This is a genomic window from Halomonas sp. CH40, assembly GCA_041875495.1.
GTDB lineage: Bacteria > Pseudomonadota > Gammaproteobacteria > Pseudomonadales > Halomonadaceae > Vreelandella.
Genome location: CP112982.1, coordinates 851,526 through 865,372 on the forward strand (window position 1 = coordinate 851,526; position 13,847 = coordinate 865,372).

The 13,847-nt window shown below is 55.5% G+C and carries 11 protein-coding genes; 5 read left to right on the forward strand and 6 right to left on the reverse strand.

The window, feature by feature from the left end:
• Positions 1 to 29 precede the first annotated feature (29 nt).
• Complete coding sequence (locus OR573_03940; protein XGA80815.1) at positions 30 to 1,073, forward strand: peptidoglycan-binding protein; 1,044 nt, start codon at positions 30 to 32, stop codon at positions 1,071 to 1,073.
• A 192-nt stretch (positions 1,074 to 1,265) separates the two neighbouring features.
• Positions 1,266 to 4,772, forward strand: coding sequence for a DEAD/DEAH box helicase (locus tag OR573_03945; protein XGA80816.1), 3,507 nt, complete (start codon positions 1,266 to 1,268; stop codon positions 4,770 to 4,772).
• A 110-nt stretch (positions 4,773 to 4,882) separates the two neighbouring features.
• On the opposite strand, the gene OR573_03950 is transcribed toward OR573_03945, so the two are convergent.
• From OR573_03950 to OR573_03970, 5 genes are all read right to left on the reverse strand, one after another.
• A complete protein-coding gene (locus tag OR573_03950; protein XGA80817.1) occupies positions 4,883 to 6,370 on the reverse strand; it encodes an MFS transporter in 1,488 nt (495 codons plus the stop codon).
• Between the two features lie 71 nt (positions 6,371 to 6,441).
• Positions 6,442 to 6,897 (reverse strand): universal stress protein, encoded by a 456-nt coding sequence (locus OR573_03955; GenBank protein XGA80818.1) that lies wholly within the window; start codon positions 6,895 to 6,897, stop codon positions 6,442 to 6,444.
• 52 nt (positions 6,898 to 6,949) lie between these two features.
• Entirely contained in the window at positions 6,950 to 8,542 is a 1,593-nt protein-coding gene (locus OR573_03960) for an antiporter (GenBank protein XGA80819.1), read from the reverse strand.
• Between the two features lie 248 nt (positions 8,543 to 8,790).
• Positions 8,791 to 9,456 (reverse strand): two-component system response regulator NarL, encoded by a 666-nt coding sequence (gene narL, locus OR573_03965; protein ID XGA80820.1) that lies wholly within the window; start codon positions 9,454 to 9,456, stop codon positions 8,791 to 8,793.
• Positions 9,457 to 9,458: 2 nt separating this feature from the next.
• Complete coding sequence (locus OR573_03970; protein XGA80821.1) at positions 9,459 to 11,354, reverse strand: histidine kinase; 1,896 nt, start codon at positions 11,352 to 11,354, stop codon at positions 9,459 to 9,461.
• 247 nt (positions 11,355 to 11,601) lie between these two features.
• Between OR573_03970 and OR573_03975 the strand changes: the two genes are divergently transcribed.
• The gene (locus OR573_03975; protein ID XGA80822.1) at positions 11,602 to 12,207 is read left to right on the forward strand and encodes a hypothetical protein; all 606 of its coding nucleotides are present in this window, start codon (positions 11,602 to 11,604) and stop codon (positions 12,205 to 12,207) included.
• Here the strand turns inward: OR573_03975 and OR573_03980 are convergent.
• Positions 12,204 to 12,647 carry an Rrf2 family transcriptional regulator gene (locus tag OR573_03980; protein XGA80823.1) on the reverse strand — a complete coding sequence of 148 codons (444 nt, stop codon included), beginning with the start codon at positions 12,645 to 12,647 and terminating at the stop codon, positions 12,204 to 12,206. The two genes, OR573_03975 and OR573_03980, sit on opposite strands and share 4 nt — an antisense overlap.
• Positions 12,648 to 12,875: 228 nt before the next feature.
• On the opposite strand from OR573_03980, the gene OR573_03985 reads away from it, so the two are divergent.
• Both OR573_03985 and OR573_03990 read left to right on the forward strand, forming a co-directional pair.
• A complete protein-coding gene (locus OR573_03985; protein ID XGA80824.1) occupies positions 12,876 to 13,319 on the forward strand; it encodes a DUF2384 domain-containing protein in 444 nt (147 codons plus the stop codon).
• A gap of 20 nt (positions 13,320 to 13,339) precedes the next feature.
• Positions 13,340 to 13,828 carry an RES family NAD+ phosphorylase gene (locus OR573_03990; GenBank protein ID XGA80825.1) on the forward strand — a complete coding sequence of 163 codons (489 nt, stop codon included), beginning with the start codon at positions 13,340 to 13,342 and terminating at the stop codon, positions 13,826 to 13,828.
• Positions 13,829 to 13,847 lie beyond the last annotated feature (19 nt).

Sequence of the window (13,847 nt, forward strand, 5' to 3'; positions counted from 1 at the left end):
CATAATTAAGTAATTTAAGGGTTGTTAACATGAAGTTTCGCTATCTCTTGGCGCCAATTACGGCTGCTGTCATTTTATCTGGCTGTGCCACTAGTCAGCAAAACGTGACAGAAACCGAGGAATTCAAAGAGTTGATGAGCCGTCAGGCCCAATTAACGGCTGAGAACAATCGGCTAGAAGAATTGTTAAATGAATCATCCCAATCAAGTCTTCTGCCACCGAATGCCAAGCCTAATCATTGTTATGCGCGCGTTGTCGTTCCTGCTGTCTATAAAACCGAGACCGAAACAGTGTTGGTCGCTGAAGAAAGCGAGCGCGTAACGGTGATTCCGGCTCAGTATGAAACGGTTACCGAGCGGGTAGTCGTCGAAGAAGCCTACGAAGAACTCAGGGTAATTCCTGCTACCTATAAAACAGTCACCGAACAGGTTTTGGTATCTGAAGCCAGTACAGAGCTCAGGACAATTCCAGCCGAGTACCGTACGGTGACTGAAGAGATTATGGTTAGCCCAGCTTATACGACTTGGGAGAAGGGTAGAGGCGCGATTGAGCGTATTGATCAAGCGACGGGCGAGATCATGTGTCTTGTTGAAGTGCCGGCTGAATACAAGACGGTCACGCGTCAGGAGCTTGTCAGCCCTGAAAGAACCGTTGAAGTAGACGTGCCCGCCCAGTACAAAACGGTGACGCGTCGCGTGGTTGATCAGCCAGCACGCACTGAAACAGTGACTGTTCCGGCGGTTTATGAAACCGTTGAAGTGGTGCGTGAAGTGCGTAAGCCGCAGCAGCAAAAAACCAGGATTCCAGCGGAGTATGCCGAGGTGACCAAGCAGCGTATGGTCAGTGATGCAGACCTGGAATGGCGTGAAATACTGTGTGAAACCAACACGACCGAAGACGTCGTACGTCGTGTGCAAGTGGCGCTTGAGCAGAAAGGCTATGACCCTGTGTGGATTGACGGCGTCTATGGTGACAGGACACGTAATGCTGTTATTCAGTACCAGAAGGATAACGGCCTACCATATGGCCAGTTGACCATGGGAACATTGCAGCACATGGGCGTTGAGCTGTAAGCAGCGAGCCTGAACGACCCAAAAACTGATAATCATCATTTTAAAGCACCTGGCAGACGCCTTGTCTGTCAGGTGCTTTTTTGTGTAGGACTTACAAGTCAGCAGGGCTGTTCGGCCAAGCGCAGCCTGTTAACATACCAGGCGTTCTAGCACTTTTACCCGCTCACACTGTTTTTGTTTTAAGAGACTTCTATGTCTGATAGCCATCTCACCAATAATGCCATGGGGCTGTACATTGCGCTGATTCAGCACCGTTGGCAGCAATTTTTTGATAGCGCATCGGTGAATCGTGGCCTCTACTATGCCCAGCATGGGAATGTGTTGGACGGCGTGACGATTGAACGCGATGAGGAGTGGCTGACTCTCTCCGGTGAGGTTAAGGGGAGTGAAAAGTGCCCTTACCAGACAGCTATCACTATCAATGTGCTTGATAGGGAGTTGTTAACCGACTGTAGCTGTCCGGTGGGTTCCAGATGCAAGCATGCGGTGGCCTTGATCCAGGCTTTTCTGAACCAGATGATTGGCGGGCCTGAAAATCGGAAGGAACGTCAGTTGTCTTCCGGGGGTGCGGGTAAACCGAATGAACATGACATGCTCAAAAAGCGCTGGGAAAACTGGATCACACAGCTATCGTCAGCCTCAGCGTCGCCTGATCCGCAAGACTGTGTCGGTGCCGAGTACCGGCTGGCTCTTTTTGTTGATAGCCGTGATTGGGCGGGGCAAATTCAAAATCTCGCGGTGTTGCCGGTATGGTTGCGTCCCTCCAAGCAGAAAAGTAAAAGCAAAAAGCAGAGCTGGGTGTCGCCACGTCCTATTGATGTTGAGTACGGCGGCAAGCTGTTGCCAGCCCCTGAAGGAGGTTGGCCGTCTGAGCAGGAAGACCTTCTTGATCAACTGATGCACGGCGGGCACGAGTTCAGTTGGTCCAGAGCGCATGAACGCTTGAAGCTGGTATCCCATGCCTTTCAGGCCCGCGCATTGTGGACCCTGATAGAAAGTGACACACCGCCATTAGTGTTTTTCCGCAAGCAGACGGGGCCTCAGCTGGAACCTGGCGGCGATTGCCAATTGGCGCCGCGCTGGCAGGCAGACAGCAAGGGAGTGCAGCATCTGAAAGCCGCCACTTTGCCGGAAGGTGCCCTTTCATCTAATGCGATGATTGCCAAGGTTGGGCGCGGCCTTTGCTATCTCGACCCTGATAAGGGGTTGTTTGGCCGCATGGAGGGCTCTGTCGAGCTGGTTGAAAAGCTACATCGATCACCGCCGGTGCCACCAGAGATCAGCCGCTGGCTGAGTGAGCGGCTTGATCAATTGCCAGCGTTTGCTGATCAGCTTCCGCCGCCAACAAAAGTAGAAGAGAAAACCCTCAAGAATGTCGCGCCAACACTCAAGGTGACTATGTGCGTGGCGGAAGGCCAGGTTGGCTTTCGCCACGGTGCGCCGCTGCCGCGCTGGGTTCGCGTGGGGGCTGGCGTGGTGAGCTTTGACTACGCGGGCATTGACGTGCCGCCGGAAGAAAAAAACACCTCCCAAGGGTACCGTGATGGGCAGCGATTGACGGTTCAGCGGGATCTTGAAGCTGAGCGCGCGCTGGTACGCAAACTGCCATCCGGCATGGTGATCCTCGAACAGCTGATGAAAGTGGATGCTGTCCCTGATCATCTGGAGGTACCACCCTGGACCCTGCTGCTGCCCCGTAATGGCGAACTGCCCAGGCAGGCAACCGAGTGGCAAACGCATCTGGCCGGCCCCGATGAGTGGTGGGCGATGATTGATATCCTGCGTAAAGCGGGTTGCCTGATTGCGTTCAGCGATGAGTTCCCTAAACCCCCGATCTACCTGGAGCCTGAAGCCTGGTACGGTGAGCTTGAGCCGTCGGGCAATGGCTGGTTTGACCTGGCGCTGGATATCGACGTGGAGGGGGAGCGGATCAACCTTCTGCCGATTCTGCGGCAATTGCTCCGGCGTGATGATTTCCCCCTGGAAGCGGATGAAAATGAACCCAGTGAGGCAAGCTGGACGGTGGATCTGGGCGAACGTCGCCACCTGACGTTGCCGCTGGCGAAGTTGCGGGCCTTGATGGCGCCCATTCTGGATTGGCTGGGCGATGAGCGTGAAGCCGAATCCAGAGTTGCCTTGCCCCTGACGGCAGCCGAGCACCTTGCTCCCGTGGCGGAGCATGAGCGTTGGGGTGGGCGTGAGGAAGTGACCGCCCTGGCGCAGCGCCTGCGTAAACTTCCGGCAAGCTTGCCTGCACCGGATGGTTTCAGCGGTGAGCTGCGCGATTATCAGGCCAGGGGACTGGCCTGGTTGCATTTTCTCGCTGAGCTGGGGACAGGGGGCATTCTGGCTGACGATATGGGGCTGGGCAAAACGGTGCAGGTGCTGGCCCATGTGTTGGACGAGCGGGCACGTGGCGCCCTGAAAACGCCGACGCTGGTAATCGCCCCGACCAGTCTGGTCGGTAACTGGTGTAGCGAGGCAGCACGTTTTGCACCGACACTCAAGGTGATGGCGCTGCAGGGTAATAAGGCCCAGCGTGAGCGCCAGTTTGACCAGGCGCTGCCGGAAGCGGATCTGGTCGTGACCACCTATGCGCTGTTGATTCGTGATCTGGAACGTCTGCGTGAAACGGCCTTTGGTCTACTGGTGCTGGATGAAGCACAGGCGATCAAGAACGCTGCCAGTCAGACGGCTCGGGCGGTGCGTGCCCTGGACGCCGAGCGCGCTTTGGCGATGACCGGTACGCCCCTGGAAAACCACTTGGGTGAGCTGTGGGCGCAACTGGATGCCGTGGCACCCGGTGCGCTGGGCAGCCAGCAATGGTTTGGTCAGCACTTTCGAACGCCGATCGAGAAAGAAGGCAATGGGGCTGTTCGTGAGCAACTGTCGCGTCGCCTTGCCCCGCTGATGCTGCGGCGAACCAAGCAGCAGGTACTGGCGGAACTCCCGCAAATCACCGAGACCCGTCGTGAAGTCACCCTGACGGGCACCCAACGTGAGCTGTATGAAAGCCTGCGTCTGGCTCAGCACCAGCGTGTTCAGCAAGCCGTGGCAGAACGCGGCCTGGCCAGCTCCGGCATTGTGATGCTGGATGCCCTGCTTAAGTTGCGTCAGGTGTGCTGCGACCCGCGTCTGGTCAAGCTGGATAGTGCCCGCAAGGTTAAGCGCTCAGCCAAGCTTGACCAACTACAGACATTATTGCCGCCGCTGATTGAGGAAGGACGGCGAATTCTGGTGTTTTCACAGTTTACCGAAATGCTGGAGCTGATCAGTCAGGCACTGGAAAAGGCCGGTATCACCTACACTAGCCTGACCGGCGACACACCTGGCAAGGTGCGTACACAGCGTGTGGCAGCATTTCAGCAGGGTGAGATTCCGGTTTTTCTGATCAGCCTGAAAGCAGGCGGTACCGGGCTTAACCTGACAGCCGCCGATACCGTGATTCACTATGACCCCTGGTGGAACCCAGCAGTAGAGGCGCAGGCGACTGGCCGTGCCCATCGTATGGGCCAGCAGAACCCGGTCTTTGTCTACAAGCTGATCTGTGCAGGCACTGTGGAGGAACGCATTCATGATCTGCAGGTACGCAAGGCCGACCTTGCGGCCTCAATTCTGGAAGGCGGTGCTGAGCGTCAGAGCGATGGCCCGCTGTTTGAGGAAGAAGACCTGGAGTTGCTGTTCGCCCCGATAACCTGAGGGGCTATGCAGGACGTCTGCTTGGTTTTAGGCCATGTCGCGCTCCCACGCAGCAGCGTGGGAACACGTACAGCCGATAGGCGGGCAAGGAGCATCCGCTCATATTCAGGTTAATGGTGCGGGCCGTCAGCTTCGGCAATCATGCGGTCAACCGAAGAGACATGGTATTCCTCGGCAAAGGCCCCTTCAGGTTCTTTCAGCCAGATAAAGCAGATCAGCCAGCTCAGAAAGGCGCCTGCGGCCAGAATGTAGAAGAACTGGGTGGGGGTGACAAAGGTGAAAATGGTCAGGTAGACCACCGCACCGACGTTGCCGTAGGCACCCGCCATCCCCGAAATCTGCCCGGTAATGCGCCGCTTGATGGAAGGAATAATCCCGAAAGTGGCACCTTCTGAACCTTGAACAAAGAAAGAGGTAAAGATGGTCACCGCAATGGCGACGATCAGTGGCCAGCTTTCGTTCATGGTCGCCATCAGGGTAAAGCCGATGAAGATCCCGAACATATAGCTGAGCATGACAAAGCGACGGTTGCCCATACGGTCAGAAACAGCACCGCCCATGGGGCGAGCCACCAGATTCACAAAGGCAAATGACGACGCAATGATGCCAGCGGCGGCAGCGGTCAGCCCCCAGGTCTGCTCAAAGAACATGGGCAGCATGGAGATCACCGCCAGTTCAGCGCCAAAGTTGGCAAAATAGGTGCTGTTCAGGGCAGCGACGCTGTTAAAGGAATACTTGTCGTCCTCCGGCACGCCTTTTTTCAGGATGGGCACATTGACGCGGATGATCTGGGTGACCTGGTAAACGATGATCGCGAAGATCACCAGATAAGCGATGATGGCGGCACCTGTGGACATGAAGCCCAGATCCTGAATGCGCCAGACCAGAATGGCCAGACAGCCGACCAGAGGAATGGTCCACAGGATCAGCTTGACCATATCGCCCCAGGTGCTGACTTCCATGGCCATGGCCTTGCGTGTCTTACGGTGGGAATGGGAACTGGGGCCATCGGTAATTCCGAACCAGTAATAGACCCCGTAGGCGGCCATGACCACAGCGCTCTGGGCGATGGCCCAGCGCCAACCGTCGTCACCGCCATACAGGGTGATGGCAATGGTCGGCAGCGTCATGGCGGCAGCGGCAGAACCAAAGTTACCCCAGCCTGCGTAGAAGCCTTCTGCAAAGCCGATATCGCGCGGCTTGAACCACAGTGCCGTCATGTGGATACCCACCACGAAGCCCGCACCGATGGAGCTGAGGATCAGCCGTGAGACCAGCAGCTGGGTCATGGTATCGCCAAAGGCAAAGGTCAGCGCCGGGATTGACATAGTGACCATCAGAATTGAAAACACCCGCCGTGGGCCGAAGCGGTCAAGCGCCATGCCCACAATGATACGGGCGGGAATGGTCAGGGCGACGTTACAGATAGCAAAGAGACGAATATGATCCTGGGTCAGCCAGTCCATTTCACGCAGCATGCTGGTGGCCAGCGGCGCCATGTTGAACCAGACATAAAACGTAATGAAAAAGGCGATCCAGGTCAGGTGCAGTGCGCGTATCTCGGGCGAGCGCACCTGGAATAATTTAGCGACTTTCATGGGATGTGTTCCTTTTTACCAAGGCAACAGGGTGCCAACAGGGCTTAGCTGGACAGGGCTTAGGACAGGGCTTAGCTGGACATTATCAGCAGCGGGCATTCAGCGCGCCGGGTGAGAAAGGAGCTGACGCTGCCGAAGGTCATGTAATCCAGTTCATCAACGAAGTAGCTCAGCGACTGGGCAATCAGCCCGCCGTCCGGCGCGTGGCTGTGGCGAGCGATGACCAGCATGTCAGGAGAGATGCGCTTGCTGGCATCCAGCAGCATCTTGCGCGCATCGCCTTCAGCGATAACCCGCTCAACCTCCAGGCCTTCCTTCTGAGCCACTTCCACCCCTTCCTGCAGGCTGGCTTTCAGAGTGGCGTATTCCTCGTTGAACAGTTCTTCATTGGCATCGGTCGAATCACGCGGATTCTCGACCACGCCCACCAGTACCAGGGTGGGTGACATTGACTGAAACATGGTGATGACCTTGGCCAGTGTCAGCTTGGCGTTGCGAGAGCCATCGTAGGCAAGCATGATTTTCATGGTGAATCTCCACAGATCAGGGGCCGCCCTGAGGTGTCAGGGCGGCGGCGCATCAAGGGTTCTTGACGTAGGCGTTTTTGCGCAGGTAGAACCACCAGTTGACGATCAGGCAGAGGGCATAGAAGACCGCAAAGCCATACATGGCCATCTCTGGAGTGCCCGCCTTGATCTGCTCACCCATCACCCGGGGCGCGATAAAGGCACCGTAAGCGGCGACGGCCGATGTCCAGCCAAGCACAGGGCCTTTCTGCTGGAGGTCAAAAATGAAACCAATGCTGCGGAAGGTGGAACCGTTACCGATACCGCTGGCGGCGAACAGGACGATGAACAGCAACAGGAACATCCAGAAATACTGGTTCGGGTCGGTGGCGTTGTAGGCCAGCATCATCACATAGCCCACGGCGGCGGAGGCCACGACCATGACCACTGAAATTGCCTGTGTCACGATGGCACCGCCCAATTTGTCGGAGATCCAGCCGCCCAGCGGGCGAATAAGGGCACCGACAAATGGCCCCATCCAGGCCCAGGTCAGGGCGCTGGGCGCGTTCGGGTTGGCCACACGGGTGATGGTGCCGTCGGCGGCAACCTCCATCATGTTGCCGAAAATCACGCTGATGGAGAGCGGCAGGGCCGCTGAGAAACCGATAAAGGAGCCAAAGGTGGCGATGTAGAGCACTGTCATCGCCCAGGTGTGCTTGTTGGAGAAGATGGCGAACTGCTTCTGGATGTTGGGCTTGATATCACCGGGAATCATGCGCAACATCAGCAGTGTCAGGAGGATGGTCATCGGCAGGGCGACCCACATATTAAGCCAGCCAAGGGCAACGACACCGATAATGGCAGCCAGAAAGCCGACAGCATAAAGCCCGAGGATCTTGCCAAACGCCTGCAGAGGAGACCCTGGGTTGGGCGTGATGGCACGAATATTGTTCATTCCAAACCAGCCAGCAAAGGCCAGCGGAATCAGAAAGACCAGCCAGATAAAGCCTGCGTTCTGAATCCAGGTATCGGTGCCTGCTTCAATCCGGCCAATCAGGGTGCCGCTGGCTTTTTGCAGTTCCATGGGGTCGCCGCCGAGGGCACCAAAGATGCCCACCGTCATCACCAGCGGAATCAGGATCTGCATGGTGGTGACGCCGAAGTTGCCAAGCCCGGCGTTCATGCCCAGCGCATAGCCCTGCTGCTTCTTGGGGAAAAAGCTGGAGATATTGCTCATTGAATTGGCGAAGTTGCCGCCACCAATGCCGGAAAGCAGCGCCAGCGCCTGGAACATCCAGAAGGGCGTAGACGGGTTCATCAATGCAATACCGGTGCCCAGAGCCGGAACCATCAGCAGTGCCGTGGTCAGAAAAATGGTGTTGCGCCCGCCCGCGATCCGAATCATGAAAGAGGCAGGAATCCGCAGGGTTGCCCCGGAAAGGCCGGCAATGGCTGTAAGGGTAAACAGCTGATCAACGCTGAACGGAAAGCCGAGATTCTGCATCTGGGTGGTGATCATCCCCCACATCAACCAGACGGCGAACCCCATCAATAGGCTGGGAATGGAAATCCACAGATTGCGATTGGCAATGCGTTTGCCTTCCTGTTCCCAAAACGTGGGGTCTTCAATTTCCCAACGTTCTATATCGGCATTTTTTTTACTCATGGTGTACCTCCCCCTTGGACCAAAACACAGCGTCGTGCTGGAATATCAAGAAAGATACGCCTTGGTTAATGTTGGCGAAATGGGGGCGAAAAGGTACCGGAAAGCCTCATCTACCACTTGAGGGGTATAGGGGGTTTTTGATTAGGTGTATGATTTTATTGGTTTTTATATATTGTTGGCGGGTGTTATTGCAAGCAATTAAAGACCCCCAAGTCTTTGGGGGTATCTACACAGAATCGGGGAATAACTCAGTTAAAACCTTCCTGGACAGCCCAGACGGCGGCTTCTACCCGGGAGCGCAAGTGCAACTTCTTGAGCAGATGTTTGACGTGAACCTTGACGGTTCCTTCGGTGATATCCAGTTTACGGGCAATCAGCTTGTTGGACATGCCCGCGGCAAGCTCGCGCAGGATTTCCTTTTCCCGCTGGGTGAGTACATCCGCAGACGGGGTTGCGGGGGCCGCGCGGTGGTTGCGTAAGGCTTCAGCCAGCAGGGCGGTGAGGTTTTCACTGATGGCCATGCGCCCTTTGGCGGCCTGGCGCAGCTGATGCACCATGTCCTCGGGCTCCATATCCTTGAGCAGGTAGCCGTCGGCGCCACCGCGTAGCGCATCCACCACGTCATTTTCCTGATCGGACACCGTATACATGATAATTCGTCCGGTGTAACCGGCATCACGCAGGTTTTTCAGGGTGGTCAGTCCATCCATTTCCGGCATGTTGAGATCCAGCAGCAACATGTCAGGCTCAAGGGCGGTGGCCTGTTCGATGCCTTCTGCGGGGGAACCGGTATCAAACACCAGATCAAGGTCGTCCTCTATTTCCAGCAGCTGGCGAACGCCCCGGCGCAGTAACGGATGATCATCAATTACCATGATGGTCGCGGGTCGATCATCGTGGGTCGCAGTGGCCATACTTATGAGCTCCCTTCGTGAATCAGTCGGTCAGTTTGTGGGGTAAAGGTCAGGTGTACCCCGGTACCGCCTTCAGGACGGTTTTTGAATGTCAGGTCTGCATTAATGTTGCGGGCCCGGTCACGCATGATCACCAGGCCGTAGTGCATGGGCGGCGAGCGGTCATCGGCAAGGCCGATACCATCATCCTCAATGTCCAGATGCAGGGTGGCCTGCCGAAATGTCAGACTGACCCTGGCCCAACGGGCGTTGGCGTGCTTGAGAACGTTGGCCAGAGATTCGCGGGCAATCTGCAGCAGGTGTACTTCTTCATTGGCGCTCAATAGATGCGGCGGTACTTGATAGGTCAGCTCGACAGGAAAAGCCAGCCGTGCGCTGAACTCGTCAACCGTTTGCTGCAGAGCGGGCTGAAGCCCTGGCTTGTCGAGGGACAGTCGGAAGGTGCTGAGCAGCTCACGTAGCTGGCGGTAGGCGCTGTTCAAGCCTTCACGCAGATCCTTCATGACCCCGTTTTGCTGTTCAGCAGGCATACCTTTGGCCTGCATTCTTTCCAGCCTGGCGACCTGCATTTTCAGATAAGACAGCGATTGCGCCAGGGAATCATGCAGCTCCCGGGCAATAATGGTGCGTTCCTTGATCAGCGAAAGTTGCTGTTGTTCTTCGATACGCTGTTGCAGATAAATCGCGGTTGCCAGGTGGTCGGCCAGGGTGTTGAGCAACTGCCGGGTAGAGGCATCAGGAGGCGAGACATAGTTAACGGTCAGATAGCCCAGAATCCCGTGGCCCACGTTGAGCGGCAGCACCAGACGGTTGGGGCCATCCTGCACAGTGCTGTCAGTGGCCAGGCAGTTAGTCACTTCATGGTTATCGGCATGTGGCTCGTGAGCATTTTCCAGGCAGGCAAAGCATTCAAGGTTACGGCAGTAGCGCGGCCTGTGAAGTGAGTGAGTGGACAGGATTTCCATATCACTGGCATCGTGTTCGTTATGCAGCGAAAGCCTGACAGGGCCGATATCCAGTACCTTTTCAAGTTCTCGCAGCATGGGCGTAGCGCTGGAGCAAAGGTCATTTCCTCCCCCGTAAAGCATGCGGCTGCCATCATGAATGACCTGGAGGGCACGGTTCTGGCGCTCAAGTTCGGCCTTCTTGTGAGATACCCGTGCCTCAAGGGCCTGGTAGCTCTCGTTTAATTCCGATGCCATCTGGTCAAAGGTGCGCCCGAGTTGGCCGAGTTCATCGTGGCTGCGAAAGTGAGTGCGATAGTGGAAGTTGCGCCGCCCGGCTTCACGGCTGAGTACCATCAGCTGGCGCAAAGGCGTGATCAGGTTGTGGCGAATATCATAAAAGGCAATCAGCAGCAGCAGGCCAATCAGGGTCAGAAACAGTACCTGCATGGTGCTAATAAGACGCAGCTTGGCTTCGGTGCTGGCTTCAAGCAGCGATACAAAGTGGTCAATATCGGCGATAAAGCCATCCAGCTGGCGGTTTATAGCATCCATTGCTGAAATATCACTTGCGAGAGTGTTTTGCAAAGCGGGGCGGTGCTGTTCATGCCAGTCATTGTTGAGTTGGTTTAGCTCATTTATGACCTTATCGTTGTGGGTATAACCTTCTTTATGCGAGTCGTTAAGGCTTTCCAGTCGAGTTGAAAGTAACTCACTCAGAGCCTCTACCTTTTGTTCAAGTAGCTGAGAAGGCGTCTCGCTAGGGTTGCTTAAGGCCTCCTTGATCTGTGAGGCGTTCCAGCGTAGGGAGCCTGCAAGGTTGATGGCGGTGGCATCCCCCTGGCTACTTTGGGCAATCAGCATGGTTAAACCGATGCTGGCCATCGAAATGCCACTGATAACCAACAGAAAGGCCACAATGCGGGCAACCAGTGAATGTCTCAGGACTTTCATACCGCTCCTAAAAAATAGCTCTGTTGACGTATATGGCAGCCGCTACACGTATCAAGAGGCTCTGAATCGCTTAATGATTAATAGTGGTTAAAAAAAGATTCTATCTTAATGTAGTATACTTTGTACTTCTTTGGGGGTAGAAATTTGTGGGTAGTCAATCCCGGTTTACTTACCTCCTTTCCCCTTTTGACCCGCCTCACCAAGCTTCAGACAATAGACAGGGATATTTCAACCCTGTGAGGCCGTCATGTCGGCTGTGTCATTACGTTCGCAATGCTCCGGCGACGAGAAGGGGCGTTATCACCTGCTGGTCAGCCTGGTGCTGGTGCCTCTGGGCTGTGCGGCCGTCGTTGCTGGCTGGGTGCTCTTCGCCATGTTGGCGTTAGGCGCCTCAGGGAGTGCTGCCCCAGCGGGGTTGCCAAGGCTTTATTTCATGTTGCCACTGGTGTTGGGTGGGGTATTGGTGTTGCCCATCTACTGGCTAAGCCTGCGTTTGAATGCCTGCCGCATCATGTTAAGCCTGCTATTGCTTCAAGGGGGGATGTTGGCGTGGTTGGGCATGGCGCAGCAGCGCTGGGAGTTTTGTTTGATAGGCGTGGGGCTAGGGCTGACCGGAGGCATTATCAGTGCGGGTGTTGCCCATATTCGTGCCTGGGCGCCCCAGTGTTGGTCGGGCGTTGTGATGGGTGTTCACGGGGCCGTTCTGGCTGGCGGTGGTCTCTCCTGGTGGCTGGTGCCCACCGTCACCCTTGCCTACAGTTGGCGGATTGCCGCCTGGAGCCTGCTGCTTCCAGTGGCCATTGTGTGGCTGCTGCTCTGGTTATTTGTTGAGCCTGAGGTCGAGCGTTTCTAGAGCGCGGTTGTCGGGATATTCAACAACTGAGCCAACCGAGATGTGCGATTCTCCATCAGATCCGCCAGGGTGTAGTTATCGAGCACTGCCAGAAAGGCATCCAGCGCTTCATGAAGGATAGGTTTCAAACGACAGGCTGGGGTAATCACACAGGCGTTGTCTTTCCGAAAGCATTCGACCAGTGACATTTCCTCCGTATCCCGAACTAGGGCGCCCACCGAGATGGCACTGGGTGGGCTTGCCAGGCTCAACCCCCCGTTTTTACCGCGTGTAGCGGCGATGTAACCTTTCTGATTGAGCGTTTGAACGATTTTCATCACGTGGTTGCGTGAGATGGAAAAGGTTTCTGCCACCTCGCTAATCGTGGCGCGCTCGCCATTTTTCGCGGCGAGAAAAATAAGTACGCGGATGGAATAGTCAGTAAAACGAGTCAGTTGCATGTGGTACCACAAGCTATCAAAGGTTTATTTTACGATACTTTCTTGTCAAGAAGTAAGGAGTGACACCTTCCTCAATACTTTTCATTCACTATCTTCAGTTTTTGCTTCGATATGATGTGTTATTTCCATCATTTTGACGTATGCTGAGTGTGTGAAGCGATACACGTCTCTCACTGCAGCTGCTGCTCTCAGCACGTTATGCAGAATCGAGCAATTAAGGAGGTAGCGATGGAACTCATCGAGCATAACAGCGGTGACACTCTCATGCTGGCTGATCTAGGGCTCCCGCGTGAGGTATATACCGATCAAGTGGCCTTTATCAAAGCCGTCAGGGAGGGCTTGCCCGGCCGCGTGCTGCAAAAGGCGGTGAATGCTCTGCGTAGTGATCGCGATGTTTTTGTAAGGCTGCTGGAAACAGACTCGAGTAACCTGCATCGCTTCTTCAAGCGAAAGTCGTTGGGAAGAGTGCACAGCGAAGAAGTACTCGACACCCTGAAGCTGTACATTGAGGCCGCGACGGTTTTTGAAGACCCGGAGATCGCGCAGGAGTGGTTGCACAGCGAGGTCCGGGCGCTGGGTGGATCCAGGCCTGTCGATCTGTTTGACACCTTTGCGGGCCGCGATATGGTGCGTGACGTGCTCGCGAAAATTGAATTCGGGGAGTTCAGTTAGTGGGCCCTGGGCGTAACCCAATGAAGTTATATCGAATCACCAAGCAGAAATATCTCAATGACTTGTCTGGCCAAGGCGGGAGCTATCGCGAGGGCGGGCGCTGGAATCGGCCGGGAGAGCCCGTTCTGTATTTTGGCCTGTCAGCGTCGATAGTCATGCTTGAAATGGGTAATTACATTGAGAACCCACGGCATGTGCCGAAAAGTATGATGCTGGGGATCTATGAGGTCGAGACCAGCGCTATCAGCAAAGTGACACTTTCAGAGCTGCCCGTTGAGTGGGATCAGTTCCCCTATCCCTCATGCACTCAAAACCTCGGCTCCACCTTTCTGACCCAGAATCGCAGGCTCATTCTCCAGGTACCTAGCTGTGCTACTGGAGGTCTCGACGATATCGCCGTCGTGAATCCTCTGCACCCCGACGCTCAGAACATCCGGCTCGTCGAAACCATTACCCAGATCTATAATCCAAGGCTATTCTGGGGATTGACATCCTCCGACCACAGATAATGGTCAGCCATGGCGTCAC